The sequence below is a fragment of the Candidatus Moraniibacteriota bacterium genome (genome assembly GCA_016699385.1).
GTDB lineage: Bacteria > Patescibacteriota > Minisyncoccia > Moranbacterales > UBA1568.
Map to the genome: position 1 here is coordinate 892,376 of CP064974.1, position 21,980 is coordinate 914,355.

18 protein-coding genes and 3 tRNA genes are annotated in these 21,980 nt (G+C 48.3%); 12 read left to right on the forward strand and 9 right to left on the reverse strand.

What is annotated here, in order from left to right:
- Positions 1 to 12: 12 nt before the first annotated feature.
- The 3 genes from IPJ67_04360 to IPJ67_04370 all read right to left on the reverse strand — a co-directional run bounded on the left by IPJ67_04360 (position 13) and on the right by IPJ67_04370 (position 3,669).
- A complete protein-coding gene (locus tag IPJ67_04360; protein ID QQR77344.1) occupies positions 13 to 1,608 on the reverse strand; it encodes a hypothetical protein in 1,596 nt (531 codons plus the stop codon).
- Positions 1,609 to 1,660: 52 nt separating this feature from the next.
- Positions 1,661 to 3,037, reverse strand: coding sequence for an extracellular solute-binding protein (locus IPJ67_04365; GenBank protein ID QQR77345.1), 1,377 nt, complete (start codon positions 3,035 to 3,037; stop codon positions 1,661 to 1,663).
- A gap of 86 nt (positions 3,038 to 3,123) precedes the next feature.
- The gene (locus IPJ67_04370; protein QQR77346.1) at positions 3,124 to 3,669 is read right to left on the reverse strand and encodes a class I SAM-dependent methyltransferase; all 546 of its coding nucleotides are present in this window, start codon (positions 3,667 to 3,669) and stop codon (positions 3,124 to 3,126) included.
- 335 nt (positions 3,670 to 4,004) lie between these two features.
- On the opposite strand from IPJ67_04370, the gene IPJ67_04375 reads away from it, so the two are divergent.
- Positions 4,005 to 4,089 (forward strand) — tRNA-Ser (locus IPJ67_04375).
- 188 nt (positions 4,090 to 4,277) lie between these two features.
- The gene (locus IPJ67_04380) at positions 4,278 to 4,742 is read left to right on the forward strand and encodes a hypothetical protein (GenBank protein QQR77347.1); all 465 of its coding nucleotides are present in this window, start codon (positions 4,278 to 4,280) and stop codon (positions 4,740 to 4,742) included.
- 572 nt (positions 4,743 to 5,314) lie between these two features.
- Here the strand turns inward: IPJ67_04380 and IPJ67_04385 are convergent.
- Positions 5,315 to 6,139, reverse strand: a complete 825-nt coding sequence (locus IPJ67_04385) for a hypothetical protein (GenBank protein QQR77348.1) — start codon at positions 6,137 to 6,139, stop codon at positions 5,315 to 5,317.
- A gap of 601 nt (positions 6,140 to 6,740) precedes the next feature.
- On the opposite strand from IPJ67_04385, the gene IPJ67_04390 reads away from it, so the two are divergent.
- From IPJ67_04390 to IPJ67_04400, 3 genes are all read left to right on the forward strand, one after another.
- Complete coding sequence (locus tag IPJ67_04390; protein ID QQR77349.1) at positions 6,741 to 7,550, forward strand: hypothetical protein; 810 nt, start codon at positions 6,741 to 6,743, stop codon at positions 7,548 to 7,550.
- 283 nt (positions 7,551 to 7,833) lie between these two features.
- The gene (locus tag IPJ67_04395) at positions 7,834 to 8,124 is read left to right on the forward strand and encodes an antibiotic biosynthesis monooxygenase (GenBank protein QQR77350.1); all 291 of its coding nucleotides are present in this window, start codon (positions 7,834 to 7,836) and stop codon (positions 8,122 to 8,124) included.
- 157 nt (positions 8,125 to 8,281) lie between these two features.
- Positions 8,282 to 9,163, forward strand: a complete 882-nt coding sequence (locus IPJ67_04400) for an FAD:protein FMN transferase (protein ID QQR77351.1) — start codon at positions 8,282 to 8,284, stop codon at positions 9,161 to 9,163.
- A gap of 89 nt (positions 9,164 to 9,252) precedes the next feature.
- Here the strand turns inward: IPJ67_04400 and IPJ67_04405 are convergent, their stop codons facing one another.
- Entirely contained in the window at positions 9,253 to 9,789 is a 537-nt protein-coding gene (locus IPJ67_04405) for a hypothetical protein (protein ID QQR77352.1), read from the reverse strand.
- A 274-nt stretch (positions 9,790 to 10,063) separates the two neighbouring features.
- Here IPJ67_04405 and IPJ67_04410 point away from each other — a divergent pair, with 274 nt between their 5' ends.
- From IPJ67_04410 to IPJ67_04435, 6 genes are all read left to right on the forward strand, one after another.
- A complete protein-coding gene (locus IPJ67_04410) occupies positions 10,064 to 10,576 on the forward strand; it encodes a DUF4446 family protein (protein QQR77353.1) in 513 nt (170 codons plus the stop codon).
- 187 nt (positions 10,577 to 10,763) lie between these two features.
- The gene (locus tag IPJ67_04415) at positions 10,764 to 12,539 is read left to right on the forward strand and encodes a translation initiation factor IF-2 (protein QQR77354.1); all 1,776 of its coding nucleotides are present in this window, start codon (positions 10,764 to 10,766) and stop codon (positions 12,537 to 12,539) included.
- An 80-nt stretch (positions 12,540 to 12,619) separates the two neighbouring features.
- Positions 12,620 to 14,248: an HD domain-containing protein gene (locus IPJ67_04420; protein QQR77355.1), complete on the forward strand. Its 1,629-nt coding sequence runs from the start codon at positions 12,620 to 12,622 to the stop codon at positions 14,246 to 14,248.
- A gap of 302 nt (positions 14,249 to 14,550) precedes the next feature.
- A tRNA-Pro gene (locus IPJ67_04425) sits at positions 14,551 to 14,621 on the forward strand.
- Positions 14,622 to 14,756: 135 nt separating this feature from the next.
- On the forward strand, positions 14,757 to 15,083 hold the full coding sequence (locus IPJ67_04430; GenBank protein QQR77356.1) for a hypothetical protein: 327 nt from the start codon (positions 14,757 to 14,759) through the stop codon (positions 15,081 to 15,083).
- Positions 15,084 to 15,094: 11 nt separating this feature from the next.
- Positions 15,095 to 15,180: transfer RNA gene (locus IPJ67_04435), tRNA-Leu, on the forward strand.
- Positions 15,181 to 15,346: 166 nt separating this feature from the next.
- On the opposite strand, the gene IPJ67_04440 is transcribed toward IPJ67_04435, so the two are convergent.
- From IPJ67_04440 to ahpC, 4 genes are all read right to left on the reverse strand, one after another.
- Complete coding sequence (locus IPJ67_04440; protein QQR77357.1) at positions 15,347 to 16,381, reverse strand: ribonucleotide-diphosphate reductase subunit beta; 1,035 nt, start codon at positions 16,379 to 16,381, stop codon at positions 15,347 to 15,349.
- 173 nt (positions 16,382 to 16,554) lie between these two features.
- Positions 16,555 to 19,443: a ribonucleoside-diphosphate reductase subunit alpha gene (locus IPJ67_04445; GenBank protein QQR77358.1), complete on the reverse strand. Its 2,889-nt coding sequence runs from the start codon at positions 19,441 to 19,443 to the stop codon at positions 16,555 to 16,557.
- A 91-nt stretch (positions 19,444 to 19,534) separates the two neighbouring features.
- On the reverse strand, positions 19,535 to 20,110 hold the full coding sequence (locus IPJ67_04450; GenBank protein QQR77359.1) for a Fe-Mn family superoxide dismutase: 576 nt from the start codon (positions 20,108 to 20,110) through the stop codon (positions 19,535 to 19,537).
- A 77-nt stretch (positions 20,111 to 20,187) separates the two neighbouring features.
- Positions 20,188 to 20,769 carry a peroxiredoxin gene (ahpC, locus tag IPJ67_04455; GenBank protein ID QQR78040.1) on the reverse strand — a complete coding sequence of 194 codons (582 nt, stop codon included), beginning with the start codon at positions 20,767 to 20,769 and terminating at the stop codon, positions 20,188 to 20,190.
- Positions 20,770 to 20,965: 196 nt separating this feature from the next.
- On the opposite strand from ahpC, the gene IPJ67_04460 reads away from it, so the two are divergent.
- Positions 20,966 to 21,946, forward strand: a complete 981-nt coding sequence (locus IPJ67_04460) for an RluA family pseudouridine synthase (GenBank protein ID QQR77360.1) — start codon at positions 20,966 to 20,968, stop codon at positions 21,944 to 21,946.
- Positions 21,947 to 21,980 lie beyond the last annotated feature (34 nt).

A 21,980-nucleotide genomic window follows, 5' to 3' on the forward strand; every position in this document is an offset into this window, starting at 1 on the left:
GTCAAAAACTCACTACTTGCAGGAGCTTGCGTACTCGGAAACTCGATCACAATAGGACTTTCCGCTCTGGATCTCCCCACAATCATACCATTTTCCGCCAACATTTCTCGGAGAAATATTGCAATGATACCCTCTATTATAGCATCCTGCCAAGCTTTTCAATCCATCGATTGTACAATCTATGCGCTTAGATGAATCATCTACACATTTAACATTATGCGAACTCTTGAATCCTGAAGCTACCTTCGCACCGCAAGCGATATCCTTATTAACATCCGCCTTCATTGCATCGCAACTAGAGAATCCGCATAACGCTTTGTAGTTACTTGGCATGGTCTGTGAAACACCACATGCTCCCGTCGGAGAAGACGCTTTCGAACACGTTCCCGTTTGTCCATAATGCTCTCCTGCCTGAAGAATTGCCATATAGTCATTCGCCGGCATAAATGTCTGATTCTGCACAGCCGCCTTCACAGCGGGGTCATTTGCGCAAGCACCAGTTCCACAGGTCACTGTTCCTCCGCCACCACCCGGCGTTGATCCACCACCACTCGTTGCACCGCTAATCCCCGATCGCACATACTTTGACTTTGCATCACAGCTATAGGTAAACCACGATCCATTCGTCTTGAAGGAAAATGCTGCCGTATCCGTCCCCAAGGCACCATCCGCGAGCACCATGAGAATCACATTGATAGCGACCCATCCCAAAAGCACGATAGCAAATCCATAAAGCGCCGCCTTGATGCCGCTCTTCGCAAGACTAATCATCTGCGTATTCCCCGCCGAGACAATATAGAGTATTCCCATCGCCACCAAGACGGCGAAGGCAATATATGTCATCACCATGAAAATCCAGCTCGTGATATTTTTCATGAGCAAGAAAAGATGGCACAGCGTGCAAATCGCCGACTCGTCCACGTCTCCCGTACTTGGATCATCACAAGATCGCCCACATGGGACAATGCCGGAATTTGCCGAAGAACATCGCGGAGCAGTTGATGGATCGACCTGCGTCTTACAGCACGTTTGCCCCGTAGAACAGTCAAATTGCCCAAGTGGCGTCCCCGCGCAAGACGTAACCATTTCACAGGTACCTCCCTGATCTTCAACGCATTTCTCTGTTGTAGTCCCAGCAACAAAACAACACGCCCCTCCACCCGCACACCCCGTCGCACCCGTGAGCGCCGTTCCCGACGAACATGTAGCACTAGCCGAACACGTCCCCGACTGCGTTGCGCCACTTGCATCCTTGCCAGAACAAGAAGTAGAAGGTGGCGGAGCCGTCGTCTTGCAACAAGCCGTTGTATTATCAGTACAACTCTTGGTAATATCCACCCCGCCTGAACATGAAGTTTGGCAATTAGTTGTCGGCGTACAGGCACCACTCGTTGGACGAGGAACACAGCACGTTTGAAATGTCGGACAGTTTGACCCTCGTATAAACGTCTCCGTCGCTGTATTACAAGGATTTATACCGATTGCGCAATGACCACTCAATTCACTCACACAATCAAATGCCGCCCTTGATTCGAAAGAGAATCCAAAAATCCCTGAGAATACGAAAATCCCCAGCAAGAAAAAAAAGTATTTCTTCAAAATTCCCATAACAGAGAAAACAAAATGTCTCACATTGCAAGTGGCACCATCACACTTATCATCATTTCCTTTCCACCTGACCAATCCGGCTTTCAGCAGTCGAGAGCGATTGATTGATAGTTGCTTCACCGAGATTAATGGACGTAATCATATCGGCCAAGATTTTCTCGATACTTTCCGGATCAGATTGCTTCCAGTTGCGTGTGATGAGGTTGCCATCAGCAAACGGTCCGAGAATTGGGTCGGTTTTTTGCTTTTCCACCAAGTCACGGCGAGCTGCTGGTGCACCGGTTTTCTCGAGATAGGTCGCCGCCGGGTCAAATGTGCTTGTAAAATCTTTGGCATTTCCGGTAATCGCATTTTGCAAATGCACCGTGCCTGTTGGCGGAAACGCCGCATATTTCAAGAACTGCCATGATTCAAAAGTTCGTATCTTGTCAAAAAGCGCCAAATCTTTCGTTCCCGCTGGAGCCGTCTTGTTCTTGGCAACGACAAATCCCCAGTAGTTTGGGAAATTAAAGGGCTGCGCCCCCGTTGACTGTGGCAAGGGAGCTACGGCAAAATTCAGTTTCGAGTTTTTGCGCTTGATGGTGTCATAGTGCCATGAATAGTTTATCATCATTGCCGCTGTTCCCTCATAAAATGCGTCTATTGAGTAGTGCATACGCGGATTCCACGTGTAGAGCGACGAGGTCGGATTGGCAAACTGCGTATAGAAGGTAAGCGCATTCACGCCTGCCGCCGCATTCAAGCGGAGATCGCGTCCATTCCCGCGCGGAACCAAGACGCCATTTTGTAAGAGGAGTGCCGAAAGCACATCCGTCGAACGATTAATGTTCCCCGCTGTCCCGAGTGCCGCGCCTGATTGCGTAATCTCACCAAACGAATTGATGCGTGTGAGGAGTCGCACATCATCCTGAAACTGATCCCATGTAGCAGGAGGCGCCGTAATACCCGCTGCCCCCAAAAGATCCTTGTTATAGTAGAGCGCGAGCGAATCCGAAGAGAGCGCCACACCAGTAATCTTCCCCTCATCCGTCACGAAGTCATCGCCCACTGTATCAACAAACGCATTCCGATAACTTCGCTCATCTATGAGTGTATCGGGCGCCATGACAATCTTGTCGGCAAAAGCGGGCGTCCACGAATTTCGAATAAGGAAAATATCCGGACCATTCCCCGCTGCAAGCGCATCAAGAAGATCCTGCCGATACGTATCAACCGCGAGCTTCCGATACGTGACATTGCCTACATTCGGATTGAGATTCTTGTATTGCCCAATAACCTGACGGAGTGCTTCTGAATCATCAAAAATCCCCCATATCTCGAGGTTCATCTTATAAGCTGTATCCGTCTGTCGGAGTCCGCATCCGGAAAGCAATAACACTATCGCACCGAGAATCGCTCCTGAAAAAATTCTAGCAAGAATCTTCTTCATACCGACATTTTTATTTTTGATTCCCTTTTTCATTTCCGTAGAGACGAAAATTTTGCATCTCTACAATTCAACGCCATTCCCACCTATCACTTCTGACACACGAGAGCATAGTGATAGTCCCCCACCAATACATCCTTGACCGGCGAAAATCCTCGTTCGGAAAGCATCTCGATAAGCTTCTCTCGCGAAATACGAAGTGATAGCTCCGGTCCAAACGACGCTTCCGTGTTATTCCACTCCATGATAAACAAAAATCCGCCCGATTTCAGTACGCGATATGCCTCCCACAGCATTGTTTCCTTGCCCTTGTTCTGAAAGAGCACATCTTTCATAATCACCCAGTCAAGGCTATCATCCGGCAATCCCGATCCACCCTCTCGTTCCAAATTCACCCGCTTTGCCGTCACATTGGACAAACCCAATGCCTTGGCGCGACTCGCAACCGCCTCCAAAGATGACGGCAAAATATCAAGTGCATATACACAGCCCGATTTCCCTACTGCCCTCGCAAACGCAAGAGAAAAGAATCCCGACCCGCACCCAAAATCCGCCACCGACGCATTTTCCAACGCATCAAGCTGTTCAATCACCTCTTCCGGCTTCACAAAGTTATTCGTCAGCGTTGTTCCCATAAAAGAATCCCTCAATGAAGACACGAGCGTTTAACGCAGAAATGTGCCAAACACGCATATCTAAATAGTTGCAAAAAGAATAGCCTCATTGTACAACAGAAACACCGAGTCAACAAACAACTCGAAATGGAGAGGTCGCAGAGTGAGCAAGTCCCCGCCGAGGCGGGGCTGGAAAGCGAGCATACCGCATCAAGGATTTGCCCCAGTATTCGCGGGGCGTCCAGTCGAATGATTGGACGAATCCTTCTGTACGAAGAGAAAAGAGTATTTCCCGAAGATAAGAGAAGCAACCTCTCTTGAGACAGCAATTGCGAGATGTTCCACAATCAAATCACGGAGAGGTCGCATAGTGGCCGAGTGCACTCGCTTGGAAAGCGGGCATACCGCAAGGTATCGAGGGTTCGAATCCCTCCCTCTCCGCAACGAACAAAGTGGGTGAAGAAGGGAGGAAGGAAGCCAAGTACTTGGCTTCCTTAGGGATGAGAAAGGCGGAGCGATGTTTTGCGAGTGCGCGAAACCGCAAGCCAGGGTCGACCTTGACATAGAGGGTGTTTAACACTATAGTCCTCGCAGCACATTCCCAAACCCAAACGAGGAGGATCGAAAAGATGACAACGAAAGTTTCTGTTGAACTACACATCGAGCAGGTTCGTGATGGCAGCCACTACAATGGCTACATGAAGATCGCTAGCACTAAGCTCGACTATGAGCTCGTGTTCGGAGTTCCGATCGCACAGCTCGGCAGCATGGAGCCCGCCAAGGACGAGAGCGAAATTCGGCGACTCTTCCAGATTACAGTGAAGCGCGACGCAACGAACGTCGAGCTCACGAAGGAAGAGTACGGCTTCTTCTTCCAAATGCTCGTGACGCTCGCGATGGATTTCTACAGCAATCCGCAGACTCGCGACAGTCAGGAAGGAATGATAGGTCTGATACTCAACGGAAGAGGCCTAATGGCCGGCTTCGGCGTTTCAGCCTCGATCGGCATGACAAGCAAAGGGTCGTACAACTTCCCGCCGGAAATCTGCGAGATGTTGAGCGCTCCGAAGTTCGGCTGTGCACTGCTCGCGTAGCGAATCGGCACTTTTACTACCAGAGAGCTCCCTACAGACATGTTCTGCTCGGAGCCCTTTTTCAATACCACCAAACTCGAATGGGAACCACCTCGGTCGCCGCGAAGACGGAGAAATGAGCGACAAGATATAAATGCAAATGATAGACTATGAATAACTCACTCTGGAGGATGAAGCAACGAAGTAAGACAAAAATTTCCTTTCCATTTTTTGCGGCTCCCCAGACATCCCTCGCCGAAAATGGATAGGTAAGGAAATTTTTGGTTTTGCTCACGCGAGGTACGAGCGTGGCCGAGGTACGTACGTCAGGCGTACGAGTTAGTCTTAAAGCTGTCACCCACTTCGCACGTGCAAAGTGAGTTCGCGCAAAGGTTAACACATCACCACATCTGTGAAATATCAGCCGCACCCCCTGCTTTTTCAAGTATCTGGTACGGCTGTTTTAGTTTGTACTAAGCCATATTGCCATTTACAGTGGCGGCGTCCAAAAGGACAAAAGAAAAAGGCTGATCTTGGTGAATCAGCCTAATGTTGCCCTGTGTAGAGCAGAAAGTTAAACAATCTCGTGAGCACTATTCTTTCATCACGATGCGCTCTACCTGTCTGCGTAGTTGGATCAACTCATGGGTAGCTGGTCCCCAATTTTGAAGGAAAAGCCTTGGATGGAATTCAAAAATGAAGGGGCATTTCGTCTCTCCCATAATCTCAACCACACGAACAAGGAAGTTTGCAGGATCGCCTTTTAAGAAACCATCCAGTTCTTCCCGATCGTTTCTTCGCTCGGGTTGGAGTTGAACTCCGATGAACCGTGTCTTGTTCCATCTAATCCATGTCAGGATTTCTTCGGTAGTGACGCCCTCGAATTTGCGGATGTGATGAGTATCTAACATCAGCGGCATTTTAAGGTCAATCAGATCGTTAAGTGAATCGGCATTCTTTGGCGAAGTTTCCTCTGCCGATGTGGCACTGTCCGCCAAAATTCCACGAGTATCGATTTGAAGCGCGCGAGGATAGTGACGAGACAGATACAGCAACGCCTTCCATGTTCGCTTTCTCCTTGCAGAGAAGAGAATCAAATCGAAGATAGGCCAGTAACCGTCTATTTTCATGAATATCCAGTGAAGCCGTCTCGGATTGAGATACCATGGTCCCATGCCATCCTGCGCTTTTTCATGAGGAAAGGCTGTTTCCAAAGAGATCACCTCGACGCTTTTTGGAAGTATCCACGAAAGTATTGATACCCAAAAACAACGAGTGGGGGTGAGTTGTACGCCCATGTCGGCCCGTTTGATTCTTTGGAAAATACTCCAATAGCCGAAAACCGGGATGAGGAAACGAGGGAAAAAGGACAAAACAGAGATACCAACACGCGGCTGTTCGCTACTGTGGTGTTGCATCTGCAAACTCCTCTGTAACTGACGTCTAAATTTGGAAGTTACTGTGTCTCTGCAGTCAATCAGCGATACAAAGGGAATACTGACAACAGGACAATCCATTTGAACATAATTTTAGATCCGTGTCAATGATAGCATATGCATATGTTTTTTCAAAAATTTACCGTACGATCATAGGTACTTGGTGGAGTACTGGATATTGAAGCACATACGTTCTCACTTCGTCCCACCCCTTCCGCCAATAGCAGATAGCACGAGATTTAAGTTTATGGATGCCTCTAAAAGAAGAAGGGGTCAAACACTATCAATGCGGTGGGTGTTTTTTTGTTGCTTTGCCTGATACGTTTTCCAGCGATGCAGCACTGATTAAGAAATCATTAACGAAGTAAGATTTTTGAAAAATAAAATTGAAAAGTTTGTATACATCTCCTGACGCAATGTATACAAACACATATACTTTGTATACCTTACAGTAAAGATGCCAGCAAACTATGCAAAATATTAAAATTGGCAAAAATATAGAACAAAAAGAGGGCTTCAAAGCATTTACTCTCAATCCCTTTCCAACAAGAGAAAGTTTTATTTTTGAGCCAAAAATCTTGAAATGATTAAACCTCATAAACCAATCGACGAAGAAGAATACAAGAATCACCCAGTTTTCTCCAAATTGGATGAAATATTGATTTTCTATAAAATGCTATCATTTTCAGTATTTGGCCTCTTAAAACAAGGGGCTGGAGCGACTTGCAATTTCAATATCGATTCATACCTTTATTCCTCAGTCCAAGGAACAATAGAATCTATAAAATACATACTTAAAAAAGGCCGAATTAACGATGCCTATGCTCTACTTAGAAAATACTACGATTCATCAATTATTAACGTTTATTCCAATTTATATCTAGCCGATAATTTTACCTTAGAAAATTTTGTTGTAGAAAAAATTGATAATTGGTTGAAAGGAAAAGAAAAACTGCCCGAATATAGAATCATGTCTCAATATATCCAAGGGTCAGAAAAACTCCGTAAGATAAATGAAGTGCTATACAGGGATGATCGATATAAAGAAATTCGAGATCGGTGTAATGATCATGCACATTACAATTTTTATCAGAATGTCCTACTTAACGACAACGAGATATACCTGGAAAACAACATAGAAGCACTAAGTGTTTTTTTAAACGATATCGAACAACTTTTCATTCTGCATTTAGCATATATATTTTATCTCAATGGGCACTACATGATGTCTAGCGATTACACAGACTGCTTAGATATTGGTATAACTCCTCCAGAAGAATCTCAGTATTACGTTGCTCCATTTGTACAGAAAGCTTTTGATGATTTTATAAAAGAAAAAAGATTAGATTTAGCCGAAACTATAAGATTAAGTACAGAAATGAAGTTAACATAGGTGTTTTGAGCTACAGGCATTCACCTATTTAATTCTCCTCTGCTCTTCGCCTAAAACGGAAAACAGAATCGGATTTTTCCTTTGTAAGGATAATTTCTTTCAGAAATCAAAGGAAAACATGTACATCATATAACATGGCGTACCTAGTTACGGCTTTTACATAAAAGCTTCCACCTATATTTACCTCCACTACACCACGGCAAACATCAAATATGCCGATACGTTATACAAAATTCTGCCCTGCTTGTAGAATATATTCATCATTTAAATTTAAGAAACGTTTATGAAATACGGACAATTCACAACTTTCCAGACTGCAGATGGAAAGGTCGAGGAACTGAGAAACATTCTTCTGCAAGCTTCCAAAGAGATGTGCGTTACCAAAAGCTGTCAGCAATACACAATCGGTAGCGACAAGGAAGCCGCGAATACTCTTCACGTATTCGAAGTATGGGAAACCAAGGAAGATCATGATTCATCTCTGAATTCAGAAGAAGCCAAAGAACTCATCAGCAAAGCAATGCCACTTTTAGCAGGCAGACCTCAAAGCGTAGCAATGGAAATAAGCGAGTAGAGGCAAAACATCGCCTAACAGCATATAAACAACTCGTTCCGTTTGCTCAAATTGACTCATAGTTCCCCTCAGGATATTCTACCGCTGGTCATCTTCATTTATGCACAAACGTTATGAAGCCCCGCTTCGCGCGTGCGTCGGTCATAAAAATCCCGTTATGCTCCCCTACAAACACGAATACGACGCCTTTGGATCACATTGGGAAATCACGGTGTGGGACGCGATTTCAGAACAGGATTTCAGAACGATGACACAAGAAATACTTAGAAGATCAGATCAATTCGAACAATATTTCTCTCGTTTCATCCCGACGTCACTCGTCTCGCGCATCGCGACCGAGAAGCAGACAGGCGCTCTCGAAGTGCCCGCTGACTTCACAGCAATGCTTCGTCCCTACATACACCTCTATGAGGCGACAGCAGGGAAAATCACGCCCCTCGTCGGACACACCCTCTCCGATCTCGGCTACGATGCCGACTACTCACTCACGCCAAGAGAGATCATCCGGCTCTCCCCTGATCTCTTGGAAACGGTCACCATCCTCGACGACACGAGCATTTCTCTCAAGTGCCCCGTCCTCTTTGACTTCGGCGCGATTGGCAAGGGCTACTTCTGCGATCGTATTGCGGACTTCTTGCGTGAGGAACACGTCGAACAATTCCTTGTCAATGGAAGCGGCGACATCGTCTATGAAAGCACTGGCATGCCGATACAGGTCGGGATCGAGCATCCGGGCGACGCAACCAAAGTCGTCGGATCAGTCGAAATGACCCGAGGCGCCCTGTGTGCAAGTGGCACCAATCGCCGCCGCTGGCGAAATCATCACCACATCATCGACCCTGACACCACCGAGTCCCCCGAGCAATTCCTCGCTACCTGGGTCATCGCCGAAAATGCCGCGCTCGCCGATATCCTTGCAACCGCCCTCTTCCTCGCCAAGCCAGACGCCCTCCGAAAGGTCTATCCCTTCGAATACGCCACACTCGACACAGACCTCACCCTCCGCCAATCCCCAGACTTCCAAGCAGCAACATACTGATATCAAAGAAATACAATTACATAAGCCAAAACAACAACGGACACTGCCAAAAACAGTGTCCGCCTTTATACCAAAAGTTTCCGAATACTCTATCCCTTTGCCTCTACCTTAATCTTCTCAAGCGCATCCATGAAGCCTTTCGGGGTGAGTGACGAGCCATTCACGACGGCAAGATCGAGCGAATCTATTGATTTGCCTGTCACAGCAGTCGAAACCCCTTCAGCGAACTGCTTTTGCATATACTGGCTCTTCGGATTCTCGGATTCCTCTGTCGAGGCAACCTCGGTGACCACTCCACCCTTCAGTGTCAGCGTCACCGTAATATGCTCCGGTCCCGCGGGAGACGTATACTCACCGAGCGCGGTATATGTCCCATCGGTATACGATACGCCCTCATCAGCCTTCATCATTCTACTTTTTGCATCGGAAGGCTCTTTCTGAGAGCTGTCCGGAAGCATCTTATCATTTGATCGCCCCAAGAACCAGGCAAGCACTCCGCCAAAAATCGCCACCATTGCGATACCGCCAAACAATCTCGATCCGTTCGAAACCATTTTTCCATTCGATGACATTGACGCTTCCGAACCTTCTTCCGAAGAAGCCTCTTTCTGTGTATCTTCACTCATAAGAAAAACCTAAAGAAATAATATGGGATTTTTTTCCTAAAAGCCCACTAAGAAACAACGCCAAGATAATGAAACCTTCTTGCAAAAAGAAGAATCGAAGGCGAATGACAGTATACCACACGAAAATATCGATACACAAAAACGCCTTTACAGAGCCACAGGAAAGATGCTACAGTAACCGGAGACGACAGAAACACAAAGTCTTTTTTCCCTTTCTATGGATAGCACAGCCTTTCTGTTGACTCCCAACATATTGCTCGGAGGAGTCGTATTTGTGGGAATTCTCTGCATTGCACAGTTTTTCCTCATTAGGAAGCTTTTTCGCAAGGCGAGTCAATTCGAGGAACGACAAAAGATGTTTCTCAAAGGAAAGCGTGGCGCCGACCTCGAAGCCGTCATCTTGCGACACGACCAAGAAGTCGGCAATCTCGACACCGAGATTCAGGAGCTCTTTGCTATCACCGAAAACATCCGAGCACTCGCTACCATCGGCATACACAAAGTCGGCATCGTCCGCTTTAACCCCTTCCAAGATACCGGAAGCAACCAAAGCTGGAGTATCGCCCTCCTCGACGGAAATACGACAGGCATCGTCATCTCTTCCCTCCTCTCCCGAGAATCGGCACGCGTCTACGCAAAGCCCGTTGTACACGGACAAGCAAAAGACTTCCCCTTCACCGCCGAAGAAAAACACGCCATCGAACTCGCGCAAACATCCAGAGATTCCAAGAAAACTACCCTACCTCTAGCAGAAACCCCCTCAAAGTCTCAAAGTAGGGCAGATTGAATACTTTCTCTAACGTAGATACAATCCAACCGTATCACGTTTGTTTGAAGAAAACTCTCTTTTTGTGGATTTCGAAGCGAGCACGCAAAGACAAGCAAAAAAGGAATTTTCTTCAAACAATTCAGACATACAAACGCATTCGCACCCCACAATTCCCATTCGCATCAATTTCTAATGTATCATTCCTATGGATGAACCCATCACAACCGACGAGCCGAAGAAAATAGTCAAAATACCGTCATCCGTCAGTGTCAAACACCTTGCGGAAATCTTTGGTACGCCGGTCTCGACGGTCATCATGGAACTCATGAAGAACAAAATCCTCGCAACCATCAACGAGGAAATCGACTTCGAAACCGCGAGTATCATCGCCCAAGACATGGGATTTGAAACCGAAGAAGACCTCGAGACCAGCGGAAGTGAGACCCTCACTCTCGAGCGACTCCTCGAAATTTGCGCCCAAGAAAAAGCCTCAGGAAAAACCCTCGACACGCGCCCGGCAGTCGTCACTATCTTGGGACACGTCGACCATGGCAAGACGACGCTCCTCGATACCATCCGCACCACCAATGTCGCAGGCAAAGAGTCCGGTGGCATCACCCAAGCAATCAGCGCCTACCAGGTCAAGAAGCGTGGCGAACTCATCACATTCATTGATACACCAGGACACGAAGCCTTCTCTGCTATGCGCGAACGTGGCGTTGCACTCGCCGATATCGCTATCTTGGTTGTCGCTGCAGACGACGGTGTCCGCCCGCAAACCAAAGAAGTCATCTCCTATATCCGCGAACACCATATCCCTACCATCGTCGCCATCAACAAAGTCGACAAGCCCGAAGCGAATATCCCCCGCGTCAAACAAGAGCTCGCCGACAACGACATCCTCCTCGAAGAATGGGGTGGCAACTATCCAGCAGTCGAGATTAGCGCCAAGCACGGGAAAAATATCGACAAGCTCCTCGAACACATCATCCTCGTCGCCGAGGTCAATGATTTTCAAAGCGATGCAAAACGCGACGGACTCGCCCTCGTCCTCGAGTCACACCTCGACCCACAAAAAGGACCCGTCGCCGTTGCCCTCGTCAAGACTGGCACACTCAAGGTTGGACAAGATGTCACCGTTGGTAGTGCCTACGGTCGTATCCGTCGTCTCGAAGACTTCGTCGGAAAAAACATTCTCTCCGCATTACCGTCAACTCCCGTCCGACTCTATGGTTTGAGCACCGCGCCCAATACCAATGACGTCATCCAAGTCGTGAGCAGCAAAGTCGCCGCGCGACTCAAGTCTCGCGAACGCATGACCGGTGGCGCCACCAAGAAAGACGTTCAGGTTGTGCTGAATGACGATGTGAAGAAATTCCCCCTCCTTATAAAAACCGATGTCCACGGCTCACTCGAAGCAATCGAGCAAATCCTCTCAACGATTCCATCAGATGAAATCGTCATCGATATCGTCGCCAAAGGCGTCGGAAGCATCACCGAGAGCGACGTCCGCATCGCAGCGAGTGCCAACGCACTCATTGTCGGCTTCAATGTAAATCCCACGCCAGTTGCCAGTCGCATCGCCGAAACCGCCAAAATCGATATCAAGAGCTTCAGCATCATCTACAAGCTCGTCGAATTCGTCAAAGAAAAGCTCTCCGCTCTCCTCCCCCCCGAAGTCATTCGCACCGATCTCGGCACACTCTCCGTCCTCGCCGTCTTCAAAACCGGCAAACACGACATGATTGTCGGCGGTCGCGTGAGTGATGGCAAAATCCTCAAGGGATCGCAAATCGAAATCAAGCGCGAAGGAGAAATCGTCGGCACCGGTCGCCTCGCAAGCCTCCAGCAAAACAAGAAGAACACTGATGAGGTAGGAAGTGGCAACGAATGCGGGCTCACCATCGACACCACCACCAAAATCCAAGTCGGCGACACCATTCTTTCCTTCACCATCGAAGAAAAGCGCCGCACACTCTAAAGATATACTACGAACCAAAACCAAACAAAATAAACATAAAACTCCAATACATTCTGGAGTTTTGTTGTTATAATGGCACTATGATGACAAGTCAAAAAGGATTACAGAAAATCCCCATCCCTGTCGCTGAAACGCTCGCCACTCTCGAAGCGGCCGGATTTGAAGCGTTTGTCGTCGGCGGCAGTGTTCGTGATCTAATCCTGGGGAGAGAGCCAAAAGATTGGGATATCACCACCAATGCCATTCCCGAAGAAATTCAAAAAATATTTCCCGAGAGTTTTTACGAAAACGTCTTTGGCACCGTGGGAGTAAAGGTGGAAAAATTCCGCTCATTCTCCCCTGCCCAAGGAAAGATGCCGCGCACTCAAGGCAGAGGAAAGGAAGAAGCTCACGAGACAAAAGAAACTCCAGCCATCAAAAATAAAAAAGAGCACGACATCATCGAAGTCACCACCTACCGCGCCGAATCCGGCTATGACGACAAACGCCACCCGTCAAAAGTCTTCTTCGTGCAAACTATCGAAGAAGACCTCGCTCGCCGCGACTTCACCATGAATGCGATTGCTCTCTCGGCAAACGGAACACTTGTCGATCCCTTCAATGGTCAATCTGACATTACTGCGAAAACCATCCGAGCCGTCGGGAATCCGGGCGACCGCTTCGGCGAAGATGCTCTTCGTATGCTTCGCGCCGTCCGATTTTCTGCCGAACTCCGCACGCCGATGCCAATTCCCAAAGACGCTCTCATAGAAGACAACGAGTCCACAAACTTGTTGCACAAAAACGCCGACTGGAAAATAGAGCCGGAAACATTCTCCGCTATCCAAGCGCATGCGAACGATATCCAACAAATTTCCGCCGAACGCGTTTCGGATGAACTTTCCAAAATCATCCTTTCAAAGAACCCCGCCGAAGGCATAGACCTCTTGCGCATCACCGGACTCCTCACATATATCCTGCCGGAAGTGACCGCAGGCGTCGGCGTCGGGCAAAACCTCCACCATATCTACACCGTCTATGAGCACAATCTCCGCGCTCTCGCCACCTGCCCCTCGTCAAAACTCGATGTCCGCCTCGCCGCCCTCCTCCACGATGTTGGCAAGCCACAAACCAAACGTGGTAATGGCTATCGATCCACCTTCTACAATCACGACCATGTGGGCGCCCGCATCACCAAAAAGCTCTTGGAGCGACTCCGCTTCCCCAGCACGGTCATCGAGAAAGCAACACTCCTCGTTGACAACCACCTTTTTTACTATAATGTAGGAGAAGTGACCGCCGCTTCAGTCCGCCGCCTCATCCGACGCGTCGGTCTTGAGAACATGCGAGACCTCATGGATATTCGTATCGCCGACCGCCTCGGATCCGGCACACCCAAAGGAAAGCCCTACAAGCTCCGGCATTTGGAATACATGATTGAGAAGGTCTCCAAAGACCCCGTGTCCGTCAAAATGCTCGCCGTGAACGGTCGAGATCTCATGGGAACTCTCCATCTGTCACCGGGACCAAAAATCGGCGCCATACTCGACGTCCTCCTCGCCGAAGTGATTGAAGACCCGACAAAAAACACTCGAGAAACCCTCCTCCAACGAGCCGAATTACTCGACAAAGAAGACATAGAGCACCTCCGCAACCTCGCCAAAGACCGCATCGAAGAAAAACGCAACCAAGACGACCACCACGTTAAGCAGAAACACTGGGTACAGTAAAGAAATCGGAATTGAACACAAAGTTTTTCGGGAGGAATTGTTTTTTGCGGCTTTCGGAGCGAGCACGCGAAGACAAGCAAAAAACAATTTCTCCCGAAAAACAGATTCTACAGATACATTCTTGCAAGTTATTAGAGCCTATCTCAAAGAGAGCTTTCGACACTTTTTAGGAATTTTTGAATGGAAAGTCGTGAAAAACAAGGAGGAATATCGGGATATTTCGACAAGTTTTGAATGATTTTCCGTCAAAATTTACAAAAAGTAAGACAAAGATTATTTTTGAGATAGACTCCAGAGAATTTCGGGGCATAGTATACCGGTAGTACGCATGATTCGGGTTCATGTAGACTGGGTTCGATTCCCAGTGCCCCGACAGAAGTAAAGCGCAAGGAGTGGGCAAGCACGCCAACTGCTTGGCGTGCGACTTGGAATCGAAGGGTTGAGTGATGCGTATTCACCACGAAACCCCGGTCCGGAGGAGATTCTCGAGTAGCTCCGACAAAAAAGTATGAAATTCACAATTCCCTCCATTACCGACAATCCCGTTAATCTCCTGCGACGCGCCGGCTATACCTTTCAGCGCCAAGAAAACGGTGAGATGAGCTTTATCCGCCCACTTGCGTCCGCTGGCTATCCGCGCTTCCATATGTACACCAAGCTCCGGAACGAAGACCTCGATATCAGCTTTCACCTCGATCAAAAGAAAGAAACCTACGGCACAGACACCCGTCATCACGGCGAATACGAAGAATCCGGAGTTCTCAAAGAAGAGGCTAATCGCATCAAATCCTTCCTCACCCCCGTATCTGACGATTCTAGTATGAGTCCAGTGTAAAAGAAGAACCTGCCGGGGTGGCGAAATGGCAGACGCACCAGCTTTAGGAGCTGGCGATGGCAACATCATGGAGGTTCAAGTCCTCTCCCCGGCACCAAGAAATCTCTCTCGCTCGGATTGATAAAAATGCAGACTCGCTCAGTTTTGGCTCAAAAATATACCGCTACATGTACGTACCACCTCTGCCACAAAAATAGCAAACCGCGCCGAGCTCACAGGAGACTCGGCGCTTTCAATTCCAAAAAAGTTTCATCTCTTGCGTACTACCACTCGAGTGCCCCTCCAACTTTGTACTCCGTGACGCGTGTCTCGAAGAAGTTCTTTTCTTTGGAGAGGTCGACTGCCTCACTCATCCATGGGAAGGGGTTCTCCGCATGATACTGTACCGGCAATCCCACACGCTCGAGCCGTCGATCAGCGACATGCTCGATATACTGTTTGAACCCTTCGGCATTCATCCCAAATATACCGCGCGGAAATACTTCCTGCGCAAAAGTATATTCCAAAACCACTGCCTTCCGGATGAGATCCACAATATGCTGTTGAAACTCCGGCGTCCAGAGCTCTGGTTGTTCCTCCTTAATGGAGTTAATCAGATTGATGCCGAAATTGAGATGCTGTGATTCATCGCGCATGATGTATTGTATCTGCTCAGCGCTCCCAGGCATCTTATTCTGCCGCTGGAAGCCAAACATCACAGCAAATGAGCTATAGAAGAAAATCCCCTCGAGAATAAGTGAAAACACCACCATATTCTCCAAAAACTTCTGATCTGCTTCAAATGTACCCGTTCGGAAACTTGTATCGAATATTCCTTCATTGAAAGAAAGAATAAATGCATCCTTGTTGTAGATTGCTTCCACTTCGCGATACATATTGAATATCTCGCTTTCATCAAGCCCGAGCGACTCCACAATATACTGATACGAATGCGTGTGAATCGCTTCTTCATACGCCTGGCGGAGGAGATACATGCGACATTCCGGACTCGTGATGTGCCGATAGAATGCCAAGACGACATTGTTGGCAGCAATCGAGTCGGCTGTTGTAAAGAATCCGAGCACGGTCTTGAGCGCCTTTCGCTCATCTTCTGAGAGCACATCGCGCGCTTTCCATTGCTCGATATCCTTCTGCATGGATATCTCCGTCGGAAGCCAGTGATTGGCATTGCCGACATTGTACGCTTCCCAGGCAAACGTGTGTCGCATCGGATAGAGCTGCATCACATCCGCATCTCCGCCGTTTATCACGCGACGCTTGTTGATATCGACCGGTTGCGCTCCTTTTTGTATTGGCATAGCAGTATATTAAACACTGAACAAGAAAAACAATCTCTCAGAGCCCGCTAAAGAAATGTCAAACAGATTTACTATTTGAACTGTTTTTCGGGAAAAACAAACTTTTTTAACAGGTTCTCACACAAAATCCTCATCACAAAACCCAATCTCTCTGCACATTCAGTAAGACCACGCTATCCCTGGCACGCTTCACAATCAGGGTCAGCAATAAGGCAAAGCTTCGGCTCTCCAGTAGAAGATGGGGCGCTCTGTGAAACCGAACTTGTCTCCTGAACAGGAAGTGTCGAAGGCGGCACACCGGCAGCCGATTGGGGCGCTATTCCTGACGGCTCCACGAGAGAAGCTGCCAAAGGAGATGCTCCACCCTTCTCCCGAAGGTGAGTTGAGCCAAATTCAGTCGTCGACACCGTGGACTTCTCTACCTGCGATGCCCCCAGTGTTCGGAGATAATACGTCGTCTTGAGTCCAAGCTCCCACGCGCGAAAGTAAATATCTGACAATTCGCGCCCAGATACATTGCGGAAGAAGATATTGAGCGATTGAGATTGATCGATCCACTTCCCGCGCCGCGCCGCCGCTTCCACGAGCCACGATGAATGAATTTCAAACACTTCCTTGTATTTTCCCTTCAGCGCTGCTGGGATACCTTGTATTCCCTGTATACTTCCATCCTGATACTTCAGCTGGTTGAGCATATCACGATTCCAAAGTCCGAGTTTCTTGAGATCATTCACCAAATGCTTGTTTACCACCACGAAGTCGCCTTCTTTGTTCGACTTCACATAGATATTCTTGTATATCGGTTCCATGCAAGGGATACATCCAACAAGATTCGCCGTACTTGCTGTCGGAGCAATCGCCAATACATTTGAGTTCCGCATACCAAACTTCCGTATATGCTCGCGAACCGGTGTCCAATCAAGTTTCCCCGTTCGCACCAAAGGAATCTTCTCTCCACGCTCCGCCTCAAGAATGTCTATGGTATCCTGCGGCAAAATATTTCGACTCCACTTCGAACCCTTATAGCTCGTATACGTTCCACGTTCCTTTGCGAGCTCAGACGACGCGAGAAGCGCATGGTACGAAACCATCTCCATGGATTCATCCGCAAACTCCACTGCTTCTTTGGAATCAAAGTTGATATCAAGGAGATAGAGCGCATCATGATAGCCACGAATGCCGAGCCCGAGCGGTCGATGCCGCATATTGGAACGACGCGCCTCAGGAATCGGATAGTAGTTGACGTCGATGACATTGTCGAGCATGCGAACCGCAATGCGCGTCACCTTTTCGATAAGATCTCGATCAAAGACCCCATTTGAGACAAATTTGGCAAAGTTGAGCGATCCAAGATTGCACACGGCTGTCTCATCTGACGAGGTGTTGAGTGTGATTTCCGTGCAAAGGTTTGAAGAGTGCACGACGCCCACATGATCTTGTGGCGAACGAAGATTGGAAGGATCCTTCCAAGTAATCCACGGGTGTCCCGTCTCAAACAACATAATCAACATCTTCTTCCACAAATCCTTCGCGACTACTCGCCGCCAGAGCTTCATCTCACCCCGATCAGCCCGACGTTCATATTCCACATAGCGATTCTCGAACTCTTTGCCGTAGAGTTCATGCAAATCCGGCGCCTCATCTGGCGAGAAGAGTGTCCACTCGGCATTCTCTCGCACTCGCTTCATAAAAAGATCTGGAATCCAGTTCGCCGTATCGATATCATGCGTACGCCGACGCTCATCTCCGGTATTCTTGCGAAGTTCGAGAAAGTCTTCGATATCGTAGTGCCACGTCTCCAAATAAACACACCCCGCACCACGACGCTTCCCACTGCGATTGATAGACACATTCACATCATTGGCAATCTTGAGAAACGGCACGACACCCTGACTCCCGACGCCCGTACCTTTGATAAACGAGCCTGTCGCGCGAACAGGCGTCCACGACGATCCCGTTCCACCGCTCCATTTGAGGAGTTGCGCATTATCGGAGTACGTTTTGAAAATAAGATCAAGCGAATCGGACACTACATTGAGGAAACAATTCGAAAGCTGCGCCTTCACCATACCCGCCTGGAAAAGCGTTCGCCCGCCTGGGGTATAGAGAAATTCCGAGAGCGCCCAATAAAAGTCTTTTGCCACATCATCGCGCTTCGACTCCGGTTCAGGGAGACTTGTCCCCATTGCAATACGCATCCAAAACATCTGTGGCGTCTCGAGTGGCAATTTCGTCTCAGGATCCTCCAAGAGATATCGGGAGGAAAGAATCTCGAGTCCCATATACTCAAAGAGTTGGTCATTCTCGAGCACAAAAAGATTAGCAAGCTTTTCCAGATCGAAACCCAACATACGAGCATCAAATATACCCTTCTTCACGCCCCAAAGAATATTGCGCTGGAAAATCTGCTTATGCCGCTCCAAGAGCGTCTCTTTGGTCACGTCGGCGCCCAAAACCTCTCGATACAAACGATCCAAGAGCAAATTGGTTGCCAGTTTCGAATACGCCGGGTCATACTCAATCATTGAGCGCACAATCATCGTGAGAACGCGCGCCACATCTTTCGTCGAAATGCCATCATATACCTCGAGACGACACTGGCGAAGTATCGCCTCAAGATCGATATCCTTCTCTATGCCTATCATGTGATAGCCCAGTGTCCGGCGGATTTTGTCTAGAGAAAACACTTCTTTCTTGCCCGAGCGTTTGGTGACGGAGAGTTCATGCTGCTCGATTTTCCGCGAAATTTCTTGCTTGCGCTCTTCGCGAATCTTTGCGTGCTCGTATCGATAAATAATATAGGCTTTTGCAACATCAAAAAGCCCTTCAAGCATCAATTCTTTCTCTGCGAAATCCTGCACATGTTCGACTGACGGCACCGTACGAGGAAACGCCTGCAAAAGTTTCGAGGCAACCGCGCCGGAAATAGCGTGTATACGAGCATCATCACTCTTTCCCTTCACCTCTACAAAAGCACCTTTCAGGGCACGCTCTATTTTCCTCGCATCAAAATCAACGATATCTCCGTTCCGTTTCTTTATTTTTTGTGCTGTTTCGGTCATATTGAAGAGCAAGAAAGACACGGGCCGCCCCAATCCGCGCCCTCCTCAAAAGAGAATTTAATTTTCTGTTAACCCCCGTCTGACAAGACTCCTACAGCCTTCCCTCAACTACTTCCCAATCAATCGCTTTGAAAAAAGTTTCAATATAATCCGCGCGCTTCAATCCGTAGTCCAGCATAAACGCATGTTCAAATACATCCATCACAAGAAGCGGTGTTGCACCCGCCAAGTGTCCGGCGTCATGCTCATTGATCCAGACATTGAAGAGATTGCCACTCTCCGCATCCTTGGCAAGAATCACCCAGCCAATCCCTCGCATCGCTCCGACAGCACGGAAATCCTTCTCCCATGCCTCGACACTCCCAAATGACTGCACCAGAGAACCCGAAACAACGCTTTCATCATGCATCAATGGCTTACTTTCTTTGGTCAAGTTCCCGAAATACAACTCGTGAAGCCGCATACCATCCCACTCCCAGCCAAATCGTCGTTTCAATTCCGCATATTCCGGCGTGCCCGGCTCCTTACCAGCGAGCAATTCCGCAACCGTATTTGTATTCTTCACATACCCCTCGTAGAGTGTGAAATGATTGCTCAGAAGCGCATCACTCATCCCCTCCATTCCCAAAAGCCGCTTGAAATCTTGTGGTTGATACGACGTCTTCATAGTTGTAGACAGTATTACTTTTTATTTTCTATACACTTCCCTCTATTTCATCAGCAAAAACAGGGCGAATCTTCGCGCTATATCTTCCCTACCAAATCAAGTCCTGGCTTCAACGTCTTCGCGCCGGGTTTCCAGTTGGCGGGGCATACTTCGCCACCATGTTCGCGGACAAACTGCGCCGCACGAAGTTTGCGCAGTATTTCTTCTGCAGATCGCCCGATATTATTCGAGTTCACTTCGTATGACTGCAAAACTCCATCTGGATCAATGATAAAGGTTCCGCGACGTGCATTTCCTTCTTCCTCAATGTATACGCCAAACTCCATCGTCAATTCAGCCGTTCGATCAGCAATCATGGGAAATTGCACCTTCTCAATCGCCTTGGAGTGATCATGCCATGCCTTGTGTGTATACACCGTGTCCGTGCTCACGCCAAACACTTCCGTATCGAGCTTCTGAAAATCCTCGTAGTGATCCGCCAAATCCTCAAGCTCCGTCGGACACACAAAGGTAAAATCCGCCGGATAGAAGAACAGTACCGTCCATTTCCCAAAGAAATCCGAGAGCTTCCTTTCCACAATCTTGTCTTTGTGGTAGAGTGTCAAATCGAAGTCGGGAACCTTTTCGCCGATTTCAACACCATATCCATACTCACTCATAGACTCCGCATCGTCGCAGCCACATCCGCCGCCGCAACACCCGTCTTTTTCTTCATCGTATTCCTTGTTCATACGCATTTCGTTAAATAAATATACGAGAAAACGCTCTTTTTTCGAAAGAAAAACATCTGTCGTTTATTCATAGTACGTGCCGCTTTTTTCACTGTCAACTCTTCGCTTTTCATACCAAATTCACATGGACGTTTCACTCGAAAACCGACATACCATAACCCCCACTTCGAAAGATTTCGGGAATCGTGTTGATACTTTTTTGGCTCAATCAAAAGATTTTAAGGATATTATTGGAAGAGAACTCAGTCGAACACATATCGCTCGCGGCATACGAGATGGCGGAGCATTCCTCGGGTCTTCGCCCGCAAAGCCCCATACCAAAATCTCGAAAGATGCGCTACTCATCATACTCCCCGACAAATTCACGCAAGCAGAAGAAACGCTCACCCCCGAACCAGACCTCCCAATCATTGTCATCAAAGAAACGCCGAATTTCATCATTATCAATAAGCCCGCCGGTATACAAGTTCACCCATCAAGCGCTCAGGAATCCGGCACGGTTGTGCACTGGAGTATAGCGCACTACCCGGAAATAGCGACGATTGGCGATCCTGCCCGCCCCGGCATTGTTCACCGACTTGACCGCGACACCAGCGGACTCCTCATCATCGCCCGCACCAAGAAGTCCTTCACTGCGCTCAAAAAACGTTTCAAGGAACGCGCGGTGCACAAGCAATATCTCGCGATTGTATACGGCATTCCGAAAGCAAAAGAAGGCGTCATAGCCACGCCAATTGCCCGATCAACCCGTGGCGACCGCCAAAGCGCCGCCATTCCCGGGCGACGCGTCAAAGGCATTGTCCGCCCTGCCGAAACCGCCTATCGCCTCATTAAGACCTTCAACAATACCGCACTCATCGAAGTAGAGCCCAAAACTGGTCGGACACACCAGATACGCGTGCACCTCGCCTCCATTGGTCACCCTGTCCTCGGCGACACACTCTACGCTTCACGAGCCTCGCGCGCGGTTATACCTTCCCCCAAAAGGCAGCTCCTTCATGCGGCAAACCTCTCTTTTGAGCTCTTTGGACAAGAATATTCCTTCACAGCGCCCCTTCCAAGCGACTTTTCTGACTGGCAAGAGCTCTTTACAAAGCAACAATAATACGGTAAGATTCCGAGATAAGAGAGGACGACCG

What these genes read in the sequence shown, in the direction of transcription:
- IPJ67_04360 (QQR77344.1), bottom strand. Translation starts at nt 1,608, where the DNA reads ATGGGAATTTTGAAGAAATACTTTTTTTTCTTGCTGGGGATTTTCGTA.
- IPJ67_04365 (QQR77345.1), bottom strand. Translation starts at nt 3,037, where the DNA reads ATGAAGAAGATTCTTGCTAGAATTTTTTCAGGAGCGATTCTCGGTGCG.
- IPJ67_04370 (QQR77346.1), bottom strand. Translation starts at nt 3,669, where the DNA reads ATGGGAACAACGCTGACGAATAACTTTGTGAAGCCGGAAGAGGTGATT.
- IPJ67_04380 (QQR77347.1), top strand. Translation starts at nt 4,278, where the DNA reads ATGACAACGAAAGTTTCTGTTGAACTACACATCGAGCAGGTTCGTGAT.
- IPJ67_04385 (QQR77348.1), bottom strand. Translation starts at nt 6,139, where the DNA reads ATGCAACACCACAGTAGCGAACAGCCGCGTGTTGGTATCTCTGTTTTG.
- IPJ67_04390 (QQR77349.1), top strand. Translation starts at nt 6,741, where the DNA reads ATGATTAAACCTCATAAACCAATCGACGAAGAAGAATACAAGAATCAC.
- IPJ67_04395 (QQR77350.1), top strand. Translation starts at nt 7,834, where the DNA reads ATGAAATACGGACAATTCACAACTTTCCAGACTGCAGATGGAAAGGTC.
- IPJ67_04400 (QQR77351.1), top strand. Translation starts at nt 8,282, where the DNA reads ATGCTCCCCTACAAACACGAATACGACGCCTTTGGATCACATTGGGAA.
- IPJ67_04405 (QQR77352.1), bottom strand. Translation starts at nt 9,789, where the DNA reads ATGAGTGAAGATACACAGAAAGAGGCTTCTTCGGAAGAAGGTTCGGAA.
- IPJ67_04415 (QQR77354.1), top strand. Translation starts at nt 10,764, where the DNA reads ATGGATGAACCCATCACAACCGACGAGCCGAAGAAAATAGTCAAAATA.
- IPJ67_04420 (QQR77355.1), top strand. Translation starts at nt 12,620, where the DNA reads ATGATGACAAGTCAAAAAGGATTACAGAAAATCCCCATCCCTGTCGCT.
- IPJ67_04430 (QQR77356.1), top strand. Translation starts at nt 14,757, where the DNA reads ATGAAATTCACAATTCCCTCCATTACCGACAATCCCGTTAATCTCCTG.
- IPJ67_04440 (QQR77357.1), bottom strand. Translation starts at nt 16,381, where the DNA reads ATGCCAATACAAAAAGGAGCGCAACCGGTCGATATCAACAAGCGTCGC.
- IPJ67_04445 (QQR77358.1), bottom strand. Translation starts at nt 19,443, where the DNA reads ATGACCGAAACAGCACAAAAAATAAAGAAACGGAACGGAGATATCGTT.
- IPJ67_04450 (QQR77359.1), bottom strand. Translation starts at nt 20,110, where the DNA reads ATGAAGACGTCGTATCAACCACAAGATTTCAAGCGGCTTTTGGGAATG.
- ahpC (QQR78040.1), bottom strand. Translation starts at nt 20,769, where the DNA reads ATGAGTGAGTATGGATATGGTGTTGAAATCGGCGAAAAGGTTCCCGAC.
- IPJ67_04460 (QQR77360.1), top strand. Translation starts at nt 20,966, where the DNA reads ATGGACGTTTCACTCGAAAACCGACATACCATAACCCCCACTTCGAAA.